Below are 25,558 nucleotides of genomic sequence, written 5' to 3'. Positions count from 1 at the left end.
AAATTTAAAAAACATACAATAAAATTGTATCAAATTCTTGCATTTTTACTGTGGTAGAGCTAGAATTGTAAACGAATTAATATTATATAAAGCATTTACTAAAATCAGAAGAGGTATAATTTGTGTCCATTGTAGTTTCTTGTCTTAAAAAGTGCTAAACTAGTACTGTAAAAAAATACACTACAATGTATGCAGTTAAAGGGGTGTAGGAAATGATTAGTCAACTTTCATGGAAAGTTGGAGGCCAACAAGGTGAAGGAATTGAAAGTACAGGAGAAATCTTCTGTATTGCATTAAATCGACTAGGTTATTATTTATATGGTTATCGCCATTTTTCATCACGAATTAAAGGTGGTCACACAAACAATAAAATTCGCGTAAGTACAACAGAGGTACGTGCGATATCAGATGATTTAGATATTTTAATTGCATTTGATCAAGAAACTATTGATTTTAATTTCCATGAACTACGTCCTGGTGGAATTGTTGTTGCAGATGCAAAATTTAATCCTAGCATTCCTGAAGGAAGGGATGTAATTTTATATGCAATTCCATTTACGGATATCGCTTCTGAGCTAGGTACATCTTTAATGAAAAACATGGTTGCGGTTGGAGCATCTAGTGCGGTATTAGGGCTAGATGAAAAAGTGTATTTAGAAGTTGTAGATGAAATTTTCGGTCGTAAAGGAGAGCAAGTTGTTCAGAAGAACATGGAAGCAATTCAACGTGGCTCTCAATATATGAAAGAATTGCTCGGTGAAAAAGTAAATATGATGCAGCTTGAAAAAGCAGATGGAAAAAAACGTATGTTTATGATTGGGAATGATGCAATCGCATTTGGTGCAGTAGCTGGCGGTGCTCGTTTTATGTCTGCTTATCCAATTACACCTGCTTCTGAAATTATGGAATATTTAATTAAGAAGCTTCCAAAAGTAGGAGGAACTGTTATTCAAACTGAGGATGAAATCGCTGCTTGTACGATGGCAATTGGTGCAAACTATGCTGGTGTACGTACATTAACAGCTTCAGCAGGTCCTGGTTTATCTCTCATGATGGAAGCAATTGGATTAGCTGGGATTACAGAAACACCTCTTGTAATTGTTGATACACAGCGTGGTGGACCAAGTACAGGGTTACCAACAAAACAAGAACAATCTGATTTAATGGCAATGATTTACGGAACGCATGGTGAGATTCCGAAAATCGTTATGGCACCAAGTACTGCTGAAGAGGCATTCTATGATATTGTAGAAGCATTTAACTTAGCGGAAGAATATCAAGTCCCTGTAATCTTTTTAACAGATTTACAACTTTCTTTAGGTAAACAAACAGTAGAACCGCTTCAATTAGAAAAAGTTGAAATTCGCCGCGGTAAACTTGATTTACAGGCAGAGTTACCAGAGCGTGAAAATAAAGCATACTTCAAACGTTATGAAGTAACAGAAGATGGGATTTCACAACGTGTTGTACCTGGTATGAAAAATGGTATTCACCATGTAACAGGCGTAGAGCACGATGAAACAGGTAAACCATCTGAGTCAGCACTTAACCGCAAAGCACAAATGGACAAACGTTTCCGTAAAATGGAGAATATCAAGTTTAATACCCCTGTATACAAAAATGCAAAATATGATGACGCTGATGTATTATTAGTAGGCTTTAACTCAACTCGTGGTGCAATTGAAGAAGCGATGGAACGTTTAGAGCAAGAAGGATTAAAAGTAAATCATGCTCATGTTCGCTTAATTCATCCGTTCCCAACGGCTGAAATGCTGCCGCTTGTGAAAGATGCAAAACGTGTTGTCGTTGTAGAAAACAATGCAACTGGACAGCTTGCTAATATTATGAAGATGAATCTTGGCTATGGTGAAAAAATTTCTAGTCTACTGAAATATGACGGAAACCCATTCTTGCCAAAAGAAATTTACAACGAATGCAAAAAAGGGGTTGTTTTAAATGGCAACATTTAAGGACTTTCGGAATAGTGTAAAACCAAACTGGTGTCCAGGTTGCGGTGACTTCTCAGTACAAGCAGCAATTCAGCGTGCTGCTGCAAATGTAGGTTTAAATCCTGATGAATTAGCGGTTATTTCTGGCATCGGTTGCTCTGGTCGTATCTCTGGTTATATTAACTCTTACGGTGTTCATAGTATTCATGGACGTGCCCTTCCAATTGCACAAGGTGTAAAAATGGCAAATCGTGATTTAACAGTTATCGCATCTGGTGGTGACGGTGACGGTTTTGCAATCGGTATGGGACATACAATTCATTCTATTCGTCGTAATATTGATATTACGTACATTGTTATGGATAACCAAATTTACGGTTTAACGAAAGGTCAAACTTCACCACGTAGTGAAGCGGGCTTTAAAACGAAAAGTACGCCGCAAGGATCGATTGAGCCAGCGCTATCTGTAATGGAAATGGCATTAACTGCTGGAGCAACGTTTGTAGCACAAAGTTTCTCTAGTGATTTAAAAGAATTAACACAGCTAATTGAAGCTGGTATTCAACATAAAGGGTTCTCACTTATTAACGTATTTAGCCCATGTGTAACATACAACAAGGTAAATACGTATGATTGGTTCAAAGAGAATTTAGCAAAACTTAGCGAAGTAGAAGGATATGATCCATCTAATCGTATGGTTGCTATGCAAACATTAATGGAAAACAAAGGTTTAGTAACAGGTTTAATTTATCAAAATACAGAGCAGCCTTCTTACCAAGAGCTTGTAAAAGGATATAGTGAAAAACCATTAGTTCATGCTGATTTGCAAATGGACCAAAAAATGTTTGATGAACTTGTAGCAGAATTTATGTAATATATGAAAGGCTATCGAAATTTCGATAGCCTTTTCTAATGCAAATTTATGATAAAGTATTTTTGTGATGGGATGTACTTTCTTTACTAAGAAAATTCAGAATGATAAAATAATAAATAAGAGTTACATTAAATATGAGCTCTTCCCTTCCTTTTAGTATCAAGTAAAATCGTTCATGAATGCAAGGCCTCTCTATTGTTTAATTTGACTGAACGCTTTATACTATAATAATGTGTATAGGAATGAAGCGATAAGCTTTTTTATAAGGACAAAATAAACAATAACTAAAAATCAAAACTGTGTATATGTAAGGTTGAAAGGAGATTATTCATGAACGAAGAGCAACGATTAGCAGGGCAACAAGCAACTTCAACTACTAAAAAAGCAGAAAAAGATTATAGTAAATATTTTGAAAGTGTATATCAGCCACCTTCTTTAAAGGATGCGAAAAAACGCGGAAAAGAAGAAGTTAAAATTGAACGTGATTTTGGCTTACCAGAAGAGTTTCGCAATTTTGGTGCAGGAAGAAAGTTTTATATCCGTACTTATGGATGTCAAATGAATGAACATGACACAGAAGTAATGGCTGGTATCTTTACAGCTCTTGGATATGAACCAACATTCTCTACAGAAGATGCAGATGTGATTCTATTAAATACATGTGCTATTCGTGAAAATGCTGAAAATAAAGTATTCGGGGAACTTGGTCATTTAAAATCTTTAAAACAAAGAAATCCTGATCTTTTAGTCGGTGTATGTGGTTGTATGTCACAAGAGGAATCTGTCGTAAACAAAATTATGCAAAAACATCAGCATGTAGATATGGTATTTGGTACACATAACATTCACCGTTTACCATACATTTTAAAAGATGCTATGTTCTCGAAAGCGACAGTTGTTGAGGTATGGTCAAAAGAAGGAGATGTCATTGAGAATCTTCCAAAAGTACGCCGCGGGGATATTAAAGCGTGGGTAAACATTATGTACGGATGTGATAAATTCTGCACGTACTGTATTGTACCGTATACTCGTGGTAAAGAGCGAAGCCGCCGTCCTGAAGATATTATTAAAGAAGTACGTCATTTAGCGGCAAATGGTTATAAAGAAATTACGCTACTAGGTCAAAACGTAAACGCATACGGAAAAGACTTTGAAGATATGGAATATGGTTTAGGAGATCTTATGGATGAACTTCGTAAGATTGACGTAGCACGTATTCGTTTTACAACAAGCCATCCGCGTGACTTTGATGATCATTTAATTGAAGTACTTGGAAAAGGCGGCAATTTAGTTGAACACATTCACTTACCAGTGCAATCTGGAAGTACGGATATGTTGAAAATTATGGCACGTAAATACTCACGTGAGCATTATTTAGAACTTGTACGTAAAATGAAAGAAGCGATTCCAAATGTAGTATTAACGACTGATATTATTGTCGGTTTCCCAAATGAAACAGATGAACAATTTGAAGAAACGATGTCGTTATATCGCGAAGTAGGTTTCGATAGCGCATATACATTTATTTATTCACCACGTGAAGGTACACCAGCTGCAAAAATGGTAGATAATGTACCGATGGAAGTGAAAAAGGAACGCTTGCAACGTTTAAATGCGTTAGTAAATGAATTTTCTGCGAAGAAGAATAAAACGTATGAAGGACAAATTGTTGAAGTGCTTGTTGATGGAGAAAGTAAAAATAATCCTGAAGTACTTGCAGGTTATACACGTGTCAATAAGCTTGTAAACTTCGTAGCTCCAAAATCTGTAATCGGTCAGCTTGTAAAAGTGAAAATAACAAAAGCAAAAACTTGGTCTCTAAACGGGGAATTGGTTGAGGAGCCGATCGAGGTGAAATAATAGATGAAAATCTTTACAAAAGATGAAATTGTAGAGCAAGCGAAAGAATTAGCAAAAATGATTTCTGAAACAGAAGAAGTTGATTTCTTTAAACGTGCAGAAGCACAAATTCATAAAAATGAGAGTGTAAAACGTACGATTGATGAAATTAAAGCTTTGCAAAAACAAGCAGTGAATCTACAACATTATGGGAAATGGGAAGCGCTAAAAAAAGTAGAATCAGAAATTGATGCGTTGCAAGATAAATTGGATGAAATTCCAGTTGTACAGCAGTTCAAATCTTCTCAAACATATGTAAATGATTTATTGCAGCTTGTTGCAAGTACAATTTCAAACACAGTCACAGATGAAATTTTAATTTCAACTGGTGGAGATGTGTTAAAAGGAGAAACAGGTGCTGAAGTAGCGAATAAAAAAGGTACGTGTGGCTGTTAAAAGAGATGTCGAGTTCGACATCTCTTTTTGTTTCTTTTTAACAGGTAATAATGTATTGTATTCTTCTGGAAAATAGAAGTTTCATGTTACATAATGAACAGGACAGGTCATTTTAAAAAAAGAATAACACATTCCGCATTTGTCCCGCATATAATGAATTGAACATTCATTGAGGAGGGGTTCGTATGCCTGAATTTAGAGAGATTATTACGAAAGCTGTTGTGGGCAAAGGCCGTAAGTATATGAAAGAAACTCACACTGTTGCACCGAATCATCCACCGACAAGTATCTTGGGGTGCTGGGTTATTAACCATGCATATGAAGCAAGGAAAAATGGGAAGTATGTAGAAATCGAAGGATTCTACGATATTAACACATGGTATTCGTATGAAGAAAATACGAAAACAGAAGTTGTGACAGAACGCGTGCATTACACAGATGATGTGAATATCGGCTATCGTGATAAGAATTTTTCTGGGGAAGATCAAGAAATTATTGCACGTGTCATACAACATCCAAATTGTTTAGAAGCTGTTATTTCACCAAATGGAAATAAAATGGCTGTCACTGTGGAACGGGAATTTGTAACCGAAGTCGTGGGCGAAACAAAAATTTGTGTGAGTGTGAATCCAGAGGGCTGTCAAGAAGATGATGATCAATTTGAAGTTGAAGCTGACGTTGAAGTTGAAATTGAAGTGAATGATGAAGAGTTTGAAGAACTTGATCCGAACTTTATCGTAGAAGCGGAAGAGGAATAAGTTGAAGCTAGGGAGAACCTCTTCCTAGCTTTTTGTATGTGTTTCAGATGATGGTTCAAAATCATTCGTGTATAATTGTGTTATAATATATTTTTAAAGTGAAAAAGAAAGACGTATGGAGGATCAAAATGGCACAGTACACGCCGATGATGCAGCAATATTTAAAGATCAAGGCAGATTATCAAGATGCCTTTTTATTTTTTCGATTAGGCGATTTTTATGAAATGTTCTTTGAGGATGCTGTAAAAGCAGCACATGAACTTGAAATTACATTAACGAGTCGCGATGGGGGCGGGAGCGAACGGATTCCGATGTGCGGTGTACCGTATCACGCTGCGAAAAACTACATTGAACAACTGATTGAAAAAGGATATAAAGTAGCAATTTGTGAACAAGTTGAAGACCCAAAAACAGCAAAAGGTGTTGTGCGCCGCGAAGTTGTTCAGTTAATTACACCAGGAACGATGATGGAAGGTCGTACAATAGATGAAAAGGAAAATAATTTTCTTGCAGCACTAGCACATTTTGAAGATGGTTCTTATGCATTGGCTTGTAATGACTTAACGACAGGTCAAAATACAGTAACATTGTTAACCGGAACACTTGAAGATGTATTACTAGAAGTATACGCAACAGGTGCGAAAGAAATTGTCGTATCTTCCACGTTCTCTAAGGAAGAGTTGGACAAGATGTTAGCAACATTGAAAATGACAGTTTCATATGAGGAAGAAACGAAAGTTCCAGAGAGTCTTATGCACCTCGTTCAAAATGTAACGCAAACAAAATTAATTGCAGCAGTTGGACGTTTATTTAGTTATGTTTTACGAACACAAAAACGTTCACTAGATCACCTGCAACCGGTTGAAATTTATTATACAAATCAATTTATGAAGATTGATGTCCACTCTAAACGCAACTTAGAGTTAACGGAAACCATTCGAACAAAAGAAAAAGCAGGTTCCTTATTATGGTTGTTAGATAAGACGAAAACAGCGATGGGGGGACGCATGCTAAAACAGTGGATGGAACGTCCACTCATCCAAAAAGAAAAAATTGAAGAACGTTTAGAAATGGTTGAAACATTTGTGAATGACTACTTCTTACGTGAAGATTTGAAAGAAAAGCTAAAAGAAGTGTATGATTTAGAACGTTTAGCAGGAAAAGTTGCATATGGTAGTGTCAATGCGCGTGATTTACTGCAATTAAAGCGTTCCTTATTGCAAGTTCCGGCTATTTTAGAGGCAGTTAGTCTTTTAGATAATTCTTATGCTGCAAACTTAATTCAAGGTGCCGATCCATGTGAAAGTTTAACAGTGTTATTAGAGAAAAGTATTCAAGAAAATCCACCGCTTTCTATAAAAGATGGTGACATTATAAAAGACGGTTATAGCGAGAAATTAGACCAATATCGCTATGTAAGTAAAAACGGAAAAACGTGGATTGCAGAGCTTGAAAAACGTGAGCGTGACATAACAGGAATTAAATCATTAAAGATTGGTTACAACCGTATTTTTGGTTACTATATTGAGGTTACGAGAGCAAACCTTGCTGCACTTCCAGAAGGACGTTATGAACGGAAACAAACACTTGCGAATGCAGAGCGGTTTATTACCGATGAGTTAAAAGAAAAAGAAACGTTGATTTTAGAAGCAGAAGAAAAAATCGTTCAGTTAGAATATGATTTATTCACGGCTCTTCGCGAAGAAGTGAAAGTATTTATTCCGAAATTGCAGCAATTAGCAAAAATTATTAGTGAGCTAGATGTACTTCAAAGCTTTGCAACTGTAAGTGAAGAAGAGCAATTTGTAAAACCGATATTAACAAGTAAACGAGAAATCTTTATTAAAGATGGCCGTCATCCAGTTGTGGAAAAAGTATTAAACGGCAAGTTATATGTTCCAAATGACTGTATAATGCCTGAAAATATGGATGTCTTTTTAATTACTGGTCCAAATATGTCCGGTAAAAGTACGTATATGCGTCAATTAGCATTGATTACTGTTATGTCGCAAATCGGTTGCTTTGTACCGGCAGCAGAAGCTGTACTTCCTGTGTTTGACCAAATTTTTACGAGAATTGGGGCAGCTGATGATTTAATTTCAGGCCAAAGTACGTTTATGGTCGAAATGTTAGAAGCAAAAAACGCGATTGCGAATGCGTCGGAAAGAAGCTTAATTTTATTTGATGAAATTGGCCGTGGTACATCTACGTATGACGGTATGGCATTAGCGCAAGCAATCATTGAGCATATTCATGATCAAATTGGTGCGAAAACGTTATTTTCAACACATTATCATGAATTAACAGTGTTAGAAGAAAGTTTAGATCAGCTTAAAAATGTACATGTTTCAGCAATTGAGGAAAACGGCAAAGTTGTCTTCTTGCATAAAATTCAAGAAGGAGCAGCAGATAAGAGCTACGGTATTCACGTTGCTCAACTTGCAGAGCTGCCAGATAGCTTAATCGCTCGTGCTAAAGAAGTATTAGCACAGCTTGAAGGACAAGAGGAGATTATGATTCCGAAACGAACGGAAGTTAAAGTTCCAGAAGAAATCGTACAAGAACCTGTAGTCGTGAAAGAAGAACTAGAGGCATTGCCGCAGGAAGAAGTGGAAGAAGAATCACAGCTATCCTTCTTTGCAGCGGAACAACAAGTGAAAAAAGAAGACAAACCTGTACTTGATTCAAAAGAAACAGCGGTATTAGCACAAATTAAAAAAATTGACTTACTTGATATGACACCGTTAGAAGCGTTAAATGAACTGTACCGTTTACAGAAAAAGTTGAAGAAAGGATGAGTAAGTAGATGGGGAAAATTCGCAAACTCGATGATCAACTTTCTAACTTAATTGCGGCAGGGGAAGTAGTAGAACGACCTGCTTCGGTTGTAAAAGAACTTGTCGAAAATTCCATCGATGCGAATAGTACATCTATTGAAATCCACTTAGAAGAAGCTGGATTATCGAAAATTCGCATCATCGATAATGGAGATGGCATTGCTGAAGAAGATTGTATCGTTGCCTTTGAACGACATGCAACAAGTAAAATTAAAGATGAAAATGATTTGTTTCGTATTCGGACGCTTGGTTTTCGCGGTGAGGCATTGCCGAGTATTGCATCTGTTAGTGAATTAGAGTTAATCACGAGTACAGGGGATGCACCAGGAACACACCTTGTTATTAAAGGTGGCGAGATTTTGAAACAAGAAAAAACAGCGAGCCGTAAAGGAACAGATATAACGGTTCAAAACTTGTTTTTTAACACACCAGCACGCTTAAAATACATGAAAACAATTCATACAGAGCTTGGAAACATTACGGATATTGTATATCGCATTGCATTGTCACATCCAGAAGTCTCATTGCGTTTGTTTCACAATGAGAAAAAATTGCTTCATACATCAGGAAATGGTGATGTAAGACAAGTTCTTGCTGCAATTTACAGCATTCAAGTTGCGAAAAAACTAATTCCAATTGAAGCAGAATCGCTAGACTTTACTATTCGTGGTTATGTGACGTTACCAGAAGTAACGCGTGCATCTCGTAACTATATGTCAACGATTGTAAATGGTCGTTACGTTCGAAACTATGTCTTAATGAAAGCTGTACAGCAAGGCTATCACACATTGCTACCGGTTGGACGCTATCCAATTGGCTTTTTATCAATTGAAATGGATCCAATGTTAGTTGATGTGAACGTTCATCCGGCAAAACTAGAGGTTCGCTTTAGTAAAGAACAGGAACTATTGCAACTTATTGAAAAAACATTGCAAGATGCTTTTAAAAAGATTCAACTCATTCCTGATGCCGGTGTTACGACAAAGAAAAAAGAAAAAGATGAAAGTGTCCAAGAGCAGTTTCAGTTTGAGCATACAAAACCGAAAGAACCGTCGATGCCAAATATCGTTTTGCCAAGTGGAATGGATGAGCCAGAAGAAAAGCCGAGATCACAGCCACTGCTTTGGAATCCACCAAAACAAGAATGGCAGTCGCCACAATCTCTTGTAAAAGAAGAAAATAATTGGCAACCGTCCAAGCCGATTGTAGAAGAACCACTTCCACAAGAGAATGAGTGGGAAGAGAATAAGGAAGACTTTGAGTTAGAAGAGCTGGAAGAAATGCAAGAAATCGAAATGAACGGAAACGATTTACCGCCGCTGTATCCAATTGGACAAATGCACGGAACATACATTTTTGCTCAAAATGATAAAGGGTTATATATGATTGATCAACATGCCGCTCAGGAGCGTATCAATTATGAATATTTCCGTGATAAAGTAGGACAAGTTGCACAAGAGGTACAAGAATTACTCGTTCCATATAGAATTGACCTATCACTCAATGAATTTTTACGAGTAGAGGAACAACTAGAAGAACTGAAAAAAGTAGGATTATTCCTAGAACAATTCGGTCATCAATCGTTCATTGTACGCTCACATCCAACATGGTTTCCAAAAGGGCAAGAGATGGAAATCATTGATGAAATGATGCAGCAAGTATTGAAATTGAAAAAAGTCGATATCAAAAAATTGCGCGAAGAAGCCGCTATTATGATGAGCTGTAAGGCATCAATTAAAGCAAATCAATATTTAACGAACGATCAAATCTTTGCATTGCTAGAAGAATTGCGAACAACAACAAATCCATATACATGTCCGCACGGTAGACCTATACTTGTGCACCATTCGACGTATGAACTGGAGAAGATGTTTAAGCGGGTGATGTAGGATTTTTGTGTTGAGGGAAAAATCAAAAGAAAATAATAAGTTTTTTGTTATTATTTTGATAAAATATTGAGTTGAGAAAAAGAAGCGATAGGAACAAATCGCTTCTTTTTTAATTAATCTTTTAGGTTCTGGTGCAAATATGATTTTTTAATGGTCGTAGCTATTGATCGATTAGGACGTGATTATAATGAAATTATTCGTACAATAGAAGAAAAATAATGTGATATTTTAATGCAGTATTTTATCAATTCAGGTGAAAATGAATATTTTTATGAAAAAATCAAAAAAGGTTGACAACCAACATTGAGTGTTATAATATTATCTCTAATTCGAGATAATTAAAAAGGAATTGATGTTATGGATAGGATTAATAATGAAGATTTATCTCTCAAGTTATTTGTTACTTTTTCACGTGCAGGGCAATCAGTCACAAAACGTATTGAAGAAGATATAAAGAGCTATGGACTTAATCCTACTGAATTTGCAGTTCTTGAGTTACTATTTAGTAAAGGGGATCAACCTATACAAAAAATTGGTGACAAAATATTACTTGCAAGTAGCAGTATTACGTACGTTGTTAATAAGTTGGAAAAAAAACAATTTTTAGTACGAAGACCTTGCCCTAAAGATCGCCGTGTTACGTATGCTGCCATTACGTTAGAAGGAATTAAACTAATGGAAGGGATATTTCCTAAGCACAAAGAGGCGATTCAACAAATATTTGGCGGTTTGAGTCCTGAAGAAAAAAGGATAATGATTGAACAGCTAAAAAAACTAGGATACTATGCTCAAAAGCTATAATTTTTTTGTAATTTATCTCGAATTCGAGATAAATTACATTTAAGCAAGCTATAAAAGGGGGATATTGTTATTCTTTTTATAGCTCGTCTGAATGGTTAATATAATTAAGAGGTAACTGGTATTTTTTACTGCTGATTATCTCGAATTAAAGATAATTGAATTCAAGATAATTATCTACAATATGAATTTAACTATGCCTTGTAGCCAAGATTAAATGTAACGAATAAAAAGGAATAAGGAAATAACTCATGTTTAATGATTAAAAGAGTTTTTAAATACCTAAATAAAAAAGGAGTATACAAAATGAATAAGAAAACAATGGGGATTCACCATATTACAGCAATCGTAGGTCACCCACAAGAAAATGTAGATTTTTATGCTGGGGTTTTAGGGTTACGCTTAGTAAAACAAACGGTAAACTTTGATGATCCAGGGACATATCATCTTTACTTTGGTGATGAAGGAGGAAAACCAGGGACTATTATTACATTTTTCCCGTGGGCAGGTGCTCGTCAGGGAATCATTGGAGATGGTCAAGTAGGGGTAACTACTTACCTTGTTCCGAAAGGTGCAATGGAGTTTTGGGAAAAGAGATTGGAAAAGTTCAATATTCCGTATACAAAAATGGAGCGCTTTGGAGAACAGTATTTAGAATTTGACGATCCTCACGGCTTGCATTTAGAGATTGTTGAAAGAGAAGAAGGAGAAGTAAATAATTGGACTTTTGGAGACGTAAAACCAGAAGTTGCGATTAAGGGATTTGGTGGAGCAATTCTGTTATCTGCTCAACCTAGCAAAACTGCAGAGTTATTAGAAAACGTAATGGGATTAGAACGAATTGGAGAAGAAGGAGATTTTGTTCGCTTCCGTTCCTCAGCTGAGATTGGAAATATCATTGATCTAAAACTAACTTCTATTGGACGTGGACAAATGGGTGTAGGTACAGTTCACCATATCGCATGGAGAGCTAGTGATGATCAAGATCAATTGGATTGGAGAGAACACGTTTCACGCTATGGATATGGTGTGACACCTGTAAGAGATAGAAATTATTTTAATGCAATTTACTTTAGAGAGCATGGCGAAATCTTATTTGAAATTGCAACGGATCCTCCAGGATTCGCACATGATGAATCACAAGAAACAATGGGTGAGAAACTCATGTTACCTGAACAATATGAGCCGAATAGAAAACAGATTGAACAAGTATTATTGCCGTTTGAAGTAAGAGAATTAGACTAATTTCACGAAGGGAATGATTTCTTTGCTATCGATCGATCCATCCATCCAAAAATACGGAAAGAGAAAATTATAAATTTCTTATAGGAAGTATTATTCCAAGACCGATTGCCTTTGTTACGACAATTTCAAAGGAACATATTTTGAATGGTGCACCTTTTAGTTACTTTAATATCGTTTCCTCTAATCCACCAATGATTTCATTAGCGATTCAACGGTCAGAGGGGAGACAAAAAGATACAGCAAAAAATATTCTCGATAGTAAGGAATTTGTTGTTCATATTGTGGATGAACAAAATGTAGAAAGAGTGAATAAAACAGCTGCTAATCTGCCTCCTACTCAAAGTGAAATTGAACTTGCAAGTTTTACTCCAATTGCAAGTGAAAAGATTTCTGTACCAGGAATACAAGAGGCTAAAGTTCGAATGGAGTGTGTATTAGAGCATTCTTTAGAATTAGGCGATTCTGATTCTCCTAGATGTGATTTGATTATAGGAAAAGTGGTTCAATTTCATGTTGAAAATGAAATTTATGAAAAGGGAAGAATCGATCCAAAGGGATTGGGAGCGGTGAGTCGATTAGCAGGCCATAATTATGCGAAAATAGGTGAGATTTTTTCCATTGAAAGACCTCAGTAATTTGAATATAGCTTAATAATGAAATGGAGAGAGAATAATGTCCAATAAAATAGCAGGTATTCATCATATTTCTGCAATGGTAAATGATGCACAGCGGACAATTGATTTTTATGCAGGCATTCTAGGGCTAAGACTTGTAAAAAAGACAATTAATTTTGATCGACCAGAAGTGTATCATTTGTACTTTGGGAATGAATCTGGTGAACCGGGAACTGTCATCACATTCTTCCCATGGCCCAAACAGTTAAAAGGACGAATTGGAACAGGACAGGTTGGAGTAACCGGTTATATGATACCAAATGGGTCTATGTCATTTTGGGAGACTCGTTTGCAGAAATTCAATATTGAATATGTTTCATCTGTTCGTTTTGGAGAAACATATTTGCAATTTCAAGATCCGGACGGCCTTCAAATTGAGCTTGTGGAGCGAGATGGTGGTCCGCAAAATACATGGAGTTTTGGGGGAGTTGGAATAGAAAATGCGATTATGGGATTTAGTGGCGCTACTTTATATTCTGCACAACCGCATAAAACAGCTCAATTGCTGGAGCACGTATTTGGATTAGAATGCATCGGACAAGAGAATGAATTCTTACGATTTCAGTCAAAAGCAGAGATTGGAAATACAATTGATATTAAATTAAGTGCTTCAGTCCGAGGGCTAATGGGAGCGGGAACGGTTCATCATATTGCATGGCGTGCAAAAAATGAAGAAGAACATCAAGAGTGGTGGTCTATTCTTAAAGAAAAAGGATATTATCCGACTGAAATTCTTAATCGTAATTATTTTAAGGCTCTTTATTTTCATGAAGCAGGCGGTATTTTATTCGAAATAGCAACAGATCCACCGGGTTTTACAGTGGATGAATCGACAGAGAATTTGGGTGAAAGGCTTATGTTACCATCTTGGCTAGACCCAAAACGAGAAGAATTAGAAGAACTCTTACCTCCTATTGAGGTGCGGGTTTTGGAAGGGGATAAATAATGAAACATTTTTTTCATAAAGGGAAGGATTTAACAAAACCAACATTATTATTACTTCATGGTACTGGTGGGAATGAGTTAGATTTATTACCACTTGCGGGCAGAATTGATGAAGAAGCTTCTGTATTAAGTGTTCGTGGAAATGTATTGGAAAATGGAATGCCTCGTTTCTTCCGAAGATTAGCAGAGGGCGTTTTTGATGAAGAGGATCTTGTTTTTCGTACTAAAGAATTAAACGAATTTCTTGATGAAGCAGCAAAAACATATGACTTTGATAGAGAAAATATAGTAGCAATTGGTTATTCTAATGGTGCAAATATAGCAGCAAGTTTATTATTCCATTATCAAAATGCACTGAAAGGTGCCATTCTTCATCATCCTATGGTACCAAGAAGAGGAATAGAGCTTCCTGATTTATCATGTAAATCTGTATTTATTGCAGCTGGGACAAATGATCCAATCTGTTCACCTATGGAATCGGCAGAATTACAAACGTTATTAGAAAAGGCGAATGCAAATGTATCATTACATTGGGAAAATAGAGGACATCAGTTGACTGCGAGTGAAGTAGAAGCAGCAGCTCAGTGGTATCGTACTTTTCTAAATGCGTGATAAAAAGATTTTATGGTATGGATTATAATTTGAAAAAAGTGAAGAAATAGGTAGGTGTAATAAAATGGGGATTTTATCCAAGTTGTTTGGAAATTCATCAATAAAGGAGAAGAAAACAATGGAAAATGTAAAATTAGCAGTGATTTATTACAGCATGGGTGGAACAAACTATCAACTAGCAAAGTGGGCTGAGGAAGGTGCAAAAGAAGTTGGTGCAGAAGTAAAAGTATTAAAAGTACCAGAATTAGCTCCACAATCTGTAATAGAAGGAAATCCGGTTTGGAAATCTCATATTGAAGCAACAAAGGATGTACCAGAGGTAACATTAAATGATTTAGAATGGGCAGATGCGATTATTTTCAGTGTACCAACTCGTTTTGGGAATATGCCTGCACAAATGAAACAATTTTTAGATACAACAGGTGGATTATGGTTTAATGGGAAGCTTGTAAATAAAGTTGTGAGTGCGATGACTTCTGCACAAAACGCTCATGGTGGCCAAGAAGCAACAATTTTATCATTATATACTTCTATGTATCATTGGGGAGCAATTGTGGCTGCACCTGGATATACGGATCCAGTAACATTTGGTGCAGGTGGAAACCCATATGGTACTAGTGTTACTGTTGGTCAAGATGGAAAAATGATTGAAGATGTACAAGCAGCCGTGAAACATCAAGCAAAACGTACAGTAACTGTTGCCGATATGGTTAAAAAAGCAAATCAATAAGAAAAAGCACCAATCAAGAATTAAGATTGGTGCTTTTTTAGTTTAATTCTCTATAATGTAACAACTTTATTGTCACTCTACATTTAAAGGTATTTAGTATAATTTCTATTATGATTTTAAATAATTTAATAGCATTTTAAATTAATAATAATATATATACATGAGGGAATTAAAAGATAAAAAATAGGTAAAATTTTGAAGGTGGAAATTATCTAGACTGCGTTTAAAAATGAATTAAATCAATAATTTCCAGTCTAAATAAATTTTCTCTGAACACAGTGTTATCCAAAGGGAAAAAGTTCGCTACTGGGTAATGAAAATGGTTTGTACTGTTGAAGGTTATTATAAAGAATGAAAAGTACCACTAAATGAATGAGTTTTTACGTTAATATATTTAAAAAATAATATTGTAAGAGAAGAATTTTTTAATAGCGAAAAAGCATGACAATTTTATGTCATGCTTTTTGTTAGTTATCCGTAATTTAATTGTACTTAAACTAACGCGTAGCGTTAGTTTAACAAGACAGGCACTTATAATCTTCCACAACCTGGCGCTATTGTTGAAAAAAATTAGATTTTTTAAACGACTTTATTGTTATATTTTCTAGTGTAGTTAAATATCTTATATCAAAAATTAAATCACTATATTTTTAACCCCGTCCTAAATTTAGAACGGGGTTATGCTTGTTTGAACTTTTAAAACTAAATAACTTTATTGTCATTTTACATGATGAATAGATGGAATGTTAAAATATGTATAAATAGGTTTTAATCACCTTTTATGTATTGGACTATATATAGGAAACATATGAATTAATGCTTAAAAAATAAGCAATCGCATAGCAGACAAAAATCAATGTTTTTTCTTCGAAATATACTGCGTTATAGTAATACATCCATTGTTTATTTTACCTTTATATACATTTCATTGACTCTTCAGGAGTCGCTTATTCGCTTAAGATGACCATGTATTCATTTTCAGAATTTAGGATCATACAAGTGAGAGTTAAAATGAACAGGGGAATTGAAATGAAAAAACTTATGTTAGCTCTAACATCTTTGTTCACTGCCTCAGCATTCTCTATGTCTACAGCTTCAGCCACATTGGACATATCAGAGGCATCAGATATATACAAGAACTTTGCAGAATTGTCGGCGCATTATCAAAAAGGTATAGATTATACCATCGAAACCCAAGACATACCAAATTCTGATGTAATCATTCTAGCAATCCACGGTGGAGAAATCGAATTTGGAACTGACCAAATTGCAAAAAAAATTGCCTTAGGTGATTACAGTTACTACATATTTAATGCTAAAAAAAAGGAAGACTCTAATCACGATGGGCGAAATGATTTGCATCTAACTTCTACCCATTACGACGATCCAATAGCTTTGAAAATGATAGCACAAAAAAGCAAAGTTGTTTCTATTCATGGTGTGAAAGGAACAGAAAAACTAGTTTACATGGGCGGACTTGATGTGGAATTAAGGGATAAGATTTCGAAAGAATTGTCCGATGCAGGTTTTCGTATGGGGGATACGCCTGACAAGTTGAAGGGGATCAGCCCAGAAAATATCGTAAATAAGGGTAAAAATCTAAAAGGAGCGCAATTGGAGCTCACCGATGATTTGCGTACCGAACTTACAAATAATACTTCCAAGATGGAAAAATTCAGTGATGCTATTCGTTTAGCGATAGCTGAGTCAAAGTGATGATAATTTCGATCCAATTTAATAACCTAATTATTGTACATGAATTTGTCCACAGACTGATACACGCTACAAATGAAGAGACGATTAGGAAATATATGAGAATAATTCAATTGAACGATAAACAATTAAAGAAAATAAACGAACTCTGTAAAGTTTGTAATCTAGTTACTTTAGTATAAAAGGAGAAGATGGGACGCTGTATGCGATGAAAGTCGCACGTACAGTGTTAAGATAACTTCAAATTCTTACCTATCGTAACTAGTAGCAAGGGAGAATGAGAGATGTTGAATAAAGGTGACACAGTGATAATGCATACCTGTTTAGAAGCGAAGCGTTATGACGGGAAAATATGGACGTGTAAAACAGATGAGTTTACAGCGTATAGCGGTGCATCAGTGGTGTTTTTAGAAGGGTTTGTGGATACTTTTCCACTAAATATTTACGACATATGGAAATACTAGAAACCATATAAAAACTTCATTCTAATATAAAACAAGCCCTGACTGAATAGGGGGGTGTCAGGGCTTGCGGGGCTTTTGAACAAGGATTATTAATTGGTTTATGTAATGATTTTAACACATATATTAATGTAACGATGTGTGTTGAATTTTACGATATTGTGAACAAAAAATTCATTTTGTAGAGAAATGAGGTGTGATGGTGCTTGGAAAAGTCATTCTGATTTCCATGAGGGAAATAATGAAAAATGAATGTGAAATGATAAGGAAAACGAGAGGGATACAAGTTCAATAAAAGAGTAGCTAGTAAAAGCTGACTATTCTACAAAAGAAATATGGGGTCGCTTCGCTACAATTAACTGAAACTAGCTGTAGTATAAACGGGATTTGAAATAATATGCAGTGGAGAGAAAAGGATAAATAAATTTAGACTGTTCCAATTTGATTTTGATCAGCTACATCTGAATCAAATGTATTCGTACCACTTACACTGTTAAAGGTATTAAGAACAAAAGCAACGCTAGATGCACCGGATCCGTTATAAAGTTTCGTATTTACTTTCTGAGATACATTATAGAAGTCTCCTAAGTAAAAGAAGCGTTACTATTTTGAACGACTAGGTTCCAAACAATACACGTCATATTTTCACCTACTTTATCAGGGAATGTTTAAATCACTATATGATTCATTTTTCGAAAGGGTTCGACTGCAATTTATTCATGGAATTGCAAAGGGATTAAAACAAAAAGGTGATAAAGCAACATTAAATGATGTATTTGTTGCTTTGGAGAGAATGGTAAAAGATGAGGAAATTAAAAGAGCAGCTAACAAAAGCTAACCGCTCCCCCTTCATATAAGGGATAAGCCTATTTTACAAAGAAAACAGCTCTTGCACCTCTTCAATAAATAATTGGACTGCAAGTGATGATTCCTTTAATGAAGGGACAGCTAGACCAATTTCTCTCCAAACTTGTGGTTCTAGCTCTCGAGTTCGAACATTCGGGGGTAGATTAGATAAGGATAACTCAGCTAAGATGGCCAACCCTAGCCCTTCTTGTATCATATTTAGTGATGTCGTTACGGTAGAAACTGCATATTTAATGCGGAGCGGTACTCCGGCTTGTTTAAACATATCGATAATCGGAGGTTCATATCCCCCTTTAAAAATAATGATAGGTTCATTATTCAAATCCTGTATCGTAATAGCTGATTTCTTATATAGGGTGTGATCATCTCGTAGTACCACAACCATTTTCCCCCTTGTCAATGGGATAATTTCCATTTCTTCATTTGGAAGGATAACTATCCCGATATCGATGACGCGAGACAATAACCAACCTTCTACTTCCTTAAGTGTTCCTTCATAAAGGATCAGCTCTAAGTTCGGATATTTTTGCTGAAAGATGTTAATGATTTTAGGCAAGAAATGTGCGGAAGCACTCGGAAAACTTCCAATACGAATTTTCCCTACTTCATGTCCCTTCTCTGCCGCTACTTCTTGTTCCACCTTTTCTATCCCATTCAAAATCTCTCGAATATGAATAAGAATACGTTTCCCGACATCAGTAAGAATTAATCCTTTTCTCTTATCACGAATGATTAGTGTGACGCCTAATTCTGATTCAATACTAGATATAGCGTGGCTCACAGCAGGTTGTGTCATATTCAGACTTTGAGCAGCTTTCGTGAAACTTTCCATTTCGACGGTTTTTACAAATATTTGAAGTTGCGTAATGGTCATAACGAATTACTTATACTCCTTATAAAAAAGATTCATTTCATTTATTATGTCCAATATCATATCATAGTGAAATGAAATACAACAAGGAGGTTTTAACGTGACACAACTTTCGCGAACAAGAATGGCTTTACTTCTTACATTTCTTGTTATCATGTGGGGAATCAATTGGCCTTTGTCAAAATTCGCTCTTCATTATACACCGCCAGTGTTGTTTGCGGGAATGAGAACAGTGTTAGGCGGATTCATCCTACTTATTTTTGCCTTGCCAAAATATAAAGAGTTGAACTTAAAGAAAACATGGCATTTATACTTTATTTCTGCTTTACTTAATAACATATTATTTTATGGACTTCAGACTATAGGACTTGAATATATGCCAGCTGGCCTGTTTTCAGCTATCGTTTTCCTTCAGCCAGTGCTGCTCGGTATTTTCTCCTGGATTTGGCTCGAAGAAGCAATGTATGGATTAAAAATCTTTGGCTTGATTCTTGGATTTTTCGGTGTGGCTGTTATAAGTTCGAGTGGTTTAAGTGGTCATATTTCTATCGTTGGAATATTACTCGCTTTAGGCTGTTCACTTGGCTGGGCACTTGGTACGGTGTTCATTAAGAAAACCGGTAATCGTGTAAACGCAATTTGGATGGTTACACTTCAACTAATTATTGGTGGCTTTTTCTTAATCGGGTTTGGATCAGAATTTGAAAGCTGGTCTAGCATTGTTTGGAACGTGCCATTTACATCTATATTACTGTTTGTCTCTATCTTTGTTATTGCAATGGGCTGGCTAGCTTACTTTACACTTATCGGCTCAGGAGAGGCAAGCAAAGTGGGAGCCTATACATTTCTTATTCCACTTATTGCGATTGTAGCGAGTGCTATTTTTTTACACGAAGCAATTACCCTTAGTCTTTTTGTTGGACTCTTATTCATTATTGTGAGCATCTGTTGTGTGAATATAAAGCCTAAATCACTTGCAATTAAACAACAAGTTGAACCTAAAAAATGTTAATTAAAATTATTAAAGAAAGCGCCTATTTTTCAACATAGGCGCTTTCTTTTGAAATAAAGTTTGATTAAAAGCATCTCGCGGTGTCTATGTTTTCTTTTACGACAGGGACATTCATAGAAATCCAATTTTCTTTAAGGACGCTAATCCTATTATGGAAATGCGCCCTTTAATAGAACAACTGTTTTTTAATGATTTTAGGTAAACCATCTTTATCGTTTGACAAAGGCTAAATTTGCCATTATCATCAATTCAAACTTATTTAAGGGGAGAGGTTAAGATGAAAATTTATGTTGATGCAGATGCTTGTCCGGTAAAAGATATCATTATCTCTGAAGGTACGAATGCTGAAATTCCTGTTATCCTTGTTGCTAGTTTTTCTCATTTTTCTAATGCGGAACAACCATCAGGAGTGGAAACCATTTATGTTGATTCTGGAGCAGATGCTGCGGATTATCGGATTATGAAGTTAGCAGAAAAAGGAGATATAATCGTTACGCAAGATTATGGTCTTGCTTCGCTAGGTTTAGCAAAAGGGTGTGCAGTACTTCATCATAATGGGTCTAGCTATACAAATGAAAACATTGACCAATTATTACAAACACGTTATTTGAGTGCAATGGCTCGAAAAAGCGGAGGGCGTACAAAGGGGCCAAAACCATTTACATCAGAAGATAGGGAGAAATTTAAGGGGCTTTTTAAAAGAGCGATTTCACATTAAAAAAGAACCGTTCATTTTTAAGAAAAACCTAGAAAAAAATTGTGACAAAACTTAAACTAACCTTGCCACGTTAGTTTAAGTGAAACACTTCACAAATAATGATCTTTTTATCAGTATTCTTACTCTTTCTGTTTCCTCAACAATCTGGCCCGATTGTTGAACAAAGAAATACTCTACAAAACGGATCTTTTTATCAAACTTTTTTACAAGTTATCAATCTTTATTATAAATGATCGAACTATATTTTAAATCAACATTTGAATAAAGTTGCGACGTTTTCCTTATTTAATAAACGGAATATAATAATTGAATTGCACTATAAAAAAGAACGTCTGTATTATAGATTTATAATAAAATTTGATTGGAAATATTGGATAAGGCGGTTTGAATTATCTTCTTTTATCATGTCTCTGTATAATAAATACAAGAATACTTTGATGTTAGTTAACTGTGTATTCCAACTGTAAAATTAGGTGAATCATAAAATGTTTTGAGGAGGGGTATGGATGGAATTGCAAGTAGGCGAAAAAATCACCTTTGAGCGAACGTTTACAAAAGAAGATGTTGTCTTATTTACGAAGGTATCTAAGGATCAGGGGATTCATCATGTTACACCAGATGAACAAGGACGATTTGTTGTACAAGGACTTTTAACATCAACACTCCCTACGAAAGTTGGCGGTGATTATAATGTATTGGCTCGTAAGATGGATTTTGAATTCTTACGCCCCGTCTTTAGTGGTGATACAATCCGTTGTGACGTAATTATTGAACAATTTGAACTGGATGAAAAAAATCGCACAAAAATTACTGCGGCGTTTACATGTATGAATCAACTTGAAAAAGAAGTATTAAAAGGAAGTTTCTCAGGCATAATTCTTTAATCATTTATAAAAATATGTAGTATAACTTTTAACAGAGTTGAAAAATCAAATAAGATAGATGTGCAATTTTGTACTATAGAAACTTAAACAATCGATGTAATAATTCAATGAGAGAAACTTGAAAAGGAGTTTGTTTCATGAATATTACATCTTTTTTGATTTACTGTTTTATTATTACGTTTACACCAGGACCGACAAATTATAAAATCAGCGTCCTTAACATACTTTTAATCAAAATTTATTCCAAATCGGCATAAATTTGATGATGAAGGTTGCTATACCGCAAGAGATAAAAAAAATCTTTACTCATTCGAGAATGTAATGATTAAGCGGTTTGCTAGTAAAGAACTTTTTTATATAAGGACAATTAGAACAATCAAAGTTTTCCTCATTCGCATAAAGAGTGTTTATGTTGAATAAATCGGTAAAGAAAAAAACGCTCAGAGTTTTTTTCTTTACCGATAACGGCGTTAGTTAGCCTGTTAATTTAAATGGTAATCTGCTGTGAAAAATGAAAGTTTAATCAGAGAAAAGCGTCCGATATGTTCAACGAAAAATCGGTGAGAGAAAAAATTGGATGTTTTCAAATACACCACAAGGTGCTAGGGGGAAGTGCCATCATGTATAGTGTGGTTGAAACCGCAAAAGAGAACAATTTAAGTTCCTATCATTATCTTCGTTATTTGTTTGAAACGCTCCCCAATATCGATTTAAATAATAAAGAGGAAATTGATAAAGTCTTGTTGTAGTCAATGGATTTACCATCTAGTTGCAAAGACCGAAAAAAGTGAAGTAAACAAAAGGTAACTCTAAAATCAATCTTTATAGTATTTTTTTGGATTCTATTAACATTTACGGTATAAACATAATCATGTAATATATTGAATGAAATAAAGTGAATACATGAAGGATGGACATAAAATGGGAGATTTATTATTGATGATGATTGAACGCGTTGGTTTAATCGTTATTTTAGGATATTTACTTTCGCATATTAAGACGTTCCGTTGGCTGCTACATAAGCAAGATGGCTATAAAGGTAGCTTTATGTTAATTGGCATATTTTCATTATTTACAATTGTAAGCAACTACACAGGGATTGAGATTTCTGGTAATACGATTATGAATGATAACTGGCTGCGGGGCGTCTCTTCTTCTAGTACGATTGCGAATACGCGTATTATGGGAATTGGAATTAGCGGGTTACTTGGAGGTCCAATTGTTGGAATAGGAGTAGGATTTATAGCTGGCATTCATCGTTTTGTGCTAGGGGGAACGACTGCAGTAAGCTGTGCAATCTCTTCTATTTTAGCTGGGATTGTGACAGGTTATATTGGCTATTTATATCAAAAACGGAATCACGTTGTAACCCCTAAGTTTTCTGCAGTGCTTAGCATCTGTATGGTATCGCTGGAAATGCTTATGATTCTTTTCATAATTGATGACGGCTGGAGCATTGTGAAAACTATTGCAATCCCAATGATTATTGTAAATGGTTTCGGAAGTTATATTCTATTGTCAATGATTCAGTCCATTATACGACAAGAAGAACATACGAAGGCATTACAAACGCATAAAGTATTGCTCATTGCTGATAAAACGCTTCCGTATTTCCGCCAAGGATTAACGGAAGAATCATGTACGCAGGTGGCACAAATTATCCATCGCTTTACAGGAACAGATGCAGTATCTTTAACAGATACAGAAAAAATATTAGCACATGTTGGATTAGGATCTGATCATCATATTCCTTCCCATAGCTTAATTACTGAATTGTCAAAAGAGGTGTTAAAGACCGGGGAAATTATGAAAGCAAAGTCGCACGAAGGGATTAATTGTCAGCATGAAGGGTGTTTATTACAAGCGGCAATCGTGATTCCGCTCACATCTCGTGGAAAGACCATCGGTACGTTAAAGCTTTATTTTAAAAATCCCAATTCATTAAGCCCCGTGGAGGAAGAGCTGGCAGAAGGATTAGCGAAAATCTTTTCAACGCAGCTTGAGCTTGGAGAAGCAGAACTGCAAAGTAAATTATTGCAAGATGCGGAAATAAAGGCGCTGCAAGCACAAATTAACCCTCATTTTCTTTTTAATGCGATTAATACAGTCTCTGCTTTATGTCGTACAGATGTGGAGAAAGCAAGGAAATTATTGTTACAGCTAAGCGTGTATTTTCGCTGCAATTTACAAGGTGCAAGGCAGCTTCTCATTCCGTTAGAACAAGAATTGAATCATGTGCATGCATATTTGTCGTTAGAACAAGCAAGATTTCCGAACAAATATGAGGTAAAAATGTACATTGAAGACGAACTGCATAATATTTTGCTTCCACCGTTTGTGTTGCAACTATTAGTGGAAAATGCTCTTCGTCATGCATTTTCTAAAAAACAGCCTCTATGCCAAGTTGAAATTCATGTTTATGCCAAGCAAAACAGTGTACATTTCAAAGTAAAAGATAACGGTCAAGGGATTGAACCGGAGCGATTAGAGCGGTTAGGAAAAGCAATTGTATCGTCAAAAAAAGGAACGGGAACAGCATTATATAATATTAATGAACGGTTAATGGGGTTGTTTGGAAAAGATACAACGCTTCATATTGTCAGTGAACTGGAAGCAGGGACGGAGATTTCCTTTACGATTCCAATTCAAAGAAAAGGGGGAAGCGATATTGAGAATATTAGTAGTTGATGACGAAATGTTGGCGCGTGACGAATTAAAATATTTATTATATCGAACGAAAGAGGTCGATATGATTGATGAGGCAGACAGTGTAGAAGAAGCGTTAGAGAAGTTGATAGAAAGTAAACCGGATCTTGTTTTTTTAGATATTCAGCTGTCGGATGATAATGGGTTTGAGATTGCTAATATACTAAAGAAGATGAAAAATCCACCTGCTATTGTATTTGCAACGGCCTATGATCAATATGCCATTCAGGCATTTGAAGTAGATGCTTTAGATTATATTTTAAAGCCGTTTGACGAAGAGCGCATTGTCCAAGCGCTTAAGAAATTTAAAAAACGAAAACAGCATGAAATGGCGGAGAAACAAGAAGTACATGTGCCGGATGTATCTAGCAGAATGGAAAAATTAGCGCTGCCGATTGATGAATCGATTGTATTAGTGAATATAGAAGATATCGTATATGCTGGATTGTTGGACGGAAAAGTAATTGTGAAAACGATTTGTGATACGTATGTGACGTACGATACGCTTGCCATATTAGAAAAGAAATTGCCACAAATGAATTTTCTGCGTGTGCATCGCAGTTTTATCGTAAATATAAATCATATTTCTGAAATCCAGCCGTGGTTTAACTCTACGTATAATTTAATTATGAAAGAGGATTCAAAAGTGCCTGTAAGCCGTACTTATGCAAAAGAATTAAAGAAGCTGCTTCGTATTTAACAAGCAGCTTTTTGCATTTC

Annotated in this window: 22 protein-coding genes and 2 pseudogenes; 22 read left to right on the top strand and 2 right to left on the bottom strand. The window is 35.5% G+C overall.

The window, feature by feature from the left end:
- Window positions 1-212 precede the first annotated feature (212 nt).
- The 15 genes from WAX78_RS16275 to WAX78_RS16205 all read left to right on the top strand — a co-directional run bounded on the left by WAX78_RS16275 (window position 213) and on the right by WAX78_RS16205 (window position 17,783).
- A complete protein-coding gene (locus WAX78_RS16275) occupies window positions 213-1,970 on the top strand; it encodes a 2-oxoacid:acceptor oxidoreductase subunit alpha (protein WP_336483079.1) in 1,758 nt (585 codons plus the stop codon).
- Window positions 1,957-2,823, top strand: coding sequence for a 2-oxoacid:ferredoxin oxidoreductase subunit beta (locus WAX78_RS16270; protein ID WP_336483078.1), 867 nt, complete (start codon window positions 1,957-1,959; stop codon window positions 2,821-2,823). Before WAX78_RS16275 ends, WAX78_RS16270 begins: the two co-directional genes overlap by 14 nt.
- Before the next feature lie 330 nt (window positions 2,824-3,153).
- Window positions 3,154-4,683, top strand: coding sequence for a tRNA (N6-isopentenyl adenosine(37)-C2)-methylthiotransferase MiaB (gene miaB / locus WAX78_RS16265; RefSeq protein ID WP_336483077.1), 1,530 nt, complete (start codon window positions 3,154-3,156; stop codon window positions 4,681-4,683).
- 3 nt (window positions 4,684-4,686) lie between these two features.
- On the top strand, window positions 4,687-5,118 hold the full coding sequence (locus WAX78_RS16260; protein WP_336483076.1) for a YlbF/YmcA family competence regulator: 432 nt from the start codon (window positions 4,687-4,689) through the stop codon (window positions 5,116-5,118).
- Window positions 5,119-5,303: 185 nt separating this feature from the next.
- Window positions 5,304-5,876, top strand: a complete 573-nt coding sequence (gene cotE / locus WAX78_RS16255) for an outer spore coat protein CotE (RefSeq protein ID WP_336483075.1) — start codon at window positions 5,304-5,306, stop codon at window positions 5,874-5,876.
- Between the two features lie 128 nt (window positions 5,877-6,004).
- Complete coding sequence (gene mutS / locus WAX78_RS16250) at window positions 6,005-8,674, top strand: DNA mismatch repair protein MutS (RefSeq protein WP_336483074.1); 2,670 nt, start codon at window positions 6,005-6,007, stop codon at window positions 8,672-8,674.
- An 8-nt stretch (window positions 8,675-8,682) separates the two neighbouring features.
- Window positions 8,683-10,602 carry a DNA mismatch repair endonuclease MutL gene (gene mutL, locus WAX78_RS16245; protein ID WP_336483073.1) on the top strand — a complete coding sequence of 640 codons (1,920 nt, stop codon included), beginning with the start codon at window positions 8,683-8,685 and terminating at the stop codon, window positions 10,600-10,602.
- Between the two features lie 357 nt (window positions 10,603-10,959).
- Window positions 10,960-11,403, top strand: coding sequence for a MarR family winged helix-turn-helix transcriptional regulator (locus WAX78_RS16240; RefSeq protein WP_336483072.1), 444 nt, complete (start codon window positions 10,960-10,962; stop codon window positions 11,401-11,403).
- A 303-nt stretch (window positions 11,404-11,706) separates the two neighbouring features.
- Window positions 11,707-12,645 (top strand): ring-cleaving dioxygenase, encoded by a 939-nt coding sequence (locus tag WAX78_RS16235; protein ID WP_336483071.1) that lies wholly within the window; start codon window positions 11,707-11,709, stop codon window positions 12,643-12,645.
- A 35-nt stretch (window positions 12,646-12,680) separates the two neighbouring features.
- The gene (locus tag WAX78_RS16230; protein WP_336483247.1) at window positions 12,681-13,280 is read left to right on the top strand and encodes a flavin reductase family protein; all 600 of its coding nucleotides are present in this window, start codon (window positions 12,681-12,683) and stop codon (window positions 13,278-13,280) included.
- A 37-nt stretch (window positions 13,281-13,317) separates the two neighbouring features.
- Window positions 13,318-14,265, top strand: a complete 948-nt coding sequence (locus WAX78_RS16225) for a ring-cleaving dioxygenase (protein ID WP_336483070.1) — start codon at window positions 13,318-13,320, stop codon at window positions 14,263-14,265.
- Window positions 14,265-14,876 carry an alpha/beta hydrolase gene (locus WAX78_RS16220; RefSeq protein ID WP_336483069.1) on the top strand — a complete coding sequence of 204 codons (612 nt, stop codon included), beginning with the start codon at window positions 14,265-14,267 and terminating at the stop codon, window positions 14,874-14,876. The genes WAX78_RS16225 and WAX78_RS16220 overlap by 1 nt, the downstream gene beginning before the upstream one ends.
- A 118-nt stretch (window positions 14,877-14,994) precedes the next feature.
- A complete protein-coding gene (gene wrbA, locus WAX78_RS16215; RefSeq protein ID WP_336483068.1) occupies window positions 14,995-15,606 on the top strand; it encodes an NAD(P)H:quinone oxidoreductase in 612 nt (203 codons plus the stop codon).
- 1,029 nt (window positions 15,607-16,635) lie between these two features.
- The gene (locus WAX78_RS16210; RefSeq protein WP_336483067.1) at window positions 16,636-17,322 is read left to right on the top strand and encodes a poly-gamma-glutamate hydrolase family protein; all 687 of its coding nucleotides are present in this window, start codon (window positions 16,636-16,638) and stop codon (window positions 17,320-17,322) included.
- A gap of 281 nt (window positions 17,323-17,603) precedes the next feature.
- Entirely contained in the window at window positions 17,604-17,783 is a 180-nt protein-coding gene (locus tag WAX78_RS16205; RefSeq protein WP_336483066.1) for a hypothetical protein, read from the top strand.
- 423 nt (window positions 17,784-18,206) lie between these two features.
- On the opposite strand, the pseudogene WAX78_RS16200 reads toward WAX78_RS16205, so the two are convergent.
- A pseudogene (locus tag WAX78_RS16200) lies at window positions 18,207-18,421 on the bottom strand (spore germination protein).
- Between the two features lie 23 nt (window positions 18,422-18,444).
- On the opposite strand from WAX78_RS16200, the gene WAX78_RS16195 reads away from it, so the two are divergent.
- Complete coding sequence (locus WAX78_RS16195; protein WP_336483065.1) at window positions 18,445-18,618, top strand: hypothetical protein; 174 nt, start codon at window positions 18,445-18,447, stop codon at window positions 18,616-18,618.
- A 33-nt stretch (window positions 18,619-18,651) separates the two neighbouring features.
- Here WAX78_RS16195 and WAX78_RS16190 read toward each other — a convergent pair whose 3' ends face one another.
- The gene (locus tag WAX78_RS16190) at window positions 18,652-19,521 is read right to left on the bottom strand and encodes a LysR family transcriptional regulator (protein ID WP_336483064.1); all 870 of its coding nucleotides are present in this window, start codon (window positions 19,519-19,521) and stop codon (window positions 18,652-18,654) included.
- Window positions 19,522-19,618: 97 nt separating this feature from the next.
- On the opposite strand from WAX78_RS16190, the gene WAX78_RS16185 reads away from it, so the two are divergent.
- The 6 genes and pseudogenes from WAX78_RS16185 to WAX78_RS16160 all read left to right on the top strand — a co-directional run bounded on the left by WAX78_RS16185 (window position 19,619) and on the right by WAX78_RS16160 (window position 25,538).
- Entirely contained in the window at window positions 19,619-20,530 is a 912-nt protein-coding gene (locus WAX78_RS16185) for a DMT family transporter (RefSeq protein ID WP_336483063.1), read from the top strand.
- A 277-nt stretch (window positions 20,531-20,807) separates the two neighbouring features.
- Window positions 20,808-21,248, top strand: coding sequence for a YaiI/YqxD family protein (locus tag WAX78_RS16180; RefSeq protein ID WP_336483062.1), 441 nt, complete (start codon window positions 20,808-20,810; stop codon window positions 21,246-21,248).
- Window positions 21,249-21,754: 506 nt separating this feature from the next.
- Entirely contained in the window at window positions 21,755-22,132 is a 378-nt protein-coding gene (locus WAX78_RS16175) for a hotdog family protein (RefSeq protein ID WP_336483061.1), read from the top strand.
- A 562-nt stretch (window positions 22,133-22,694) separates the two neighbouring features.
- Window positions 22,695-22,881: pseudogene (locus WAX78_RS25220) on the top strand (transposase domain-containing protein); the annotation flags it as partial.
- 172 nt (window positions 22,882-23,053) lie between these two features.
- Window positions 23,054-24,820, top strand: coding sequence for a sensor histidine kinase (locus WAX78_RS16165; RefSeq protein WP_336483060.1), 1,767 nt, complete (start codon window positions 23,054-23,056; stop codon window positions 24,818-24,820).
- On the top strand, window positions 24,798-25,538 hold the full coding sequence (locus WAX78_RS16160) for a LytR/AlgR family response regulator transcription factor (RefSeq protein ID WP_336483246.1): 741 nt from the start codon (window positions 24,798-24,800) through the stop codon (window positions 25,536-25,538). The genes WAX78_RS16165 and WAX78_RS16160 overlap by 23 nt, the downstream gene beginning before the upstream one ends.
- Window positions 25,539-25,558: the final 20 nt, after the last annotated feature.

It is taken from the genome of Bacillus yunxiaonensis (assembly GCF_037104695.1).
Classification (GTDB): Bacteria; Bacillota; Bacilli; order Bacillales; family Bacillaceae_G; genus Bacillus_A; species Bacillus_A yunxiaonensis.
The sequence above is the reverse complement of the archived record's forward strand: the minus strand, read 5'-3'. Positions and strand labels throughout refer to the sequence as shown.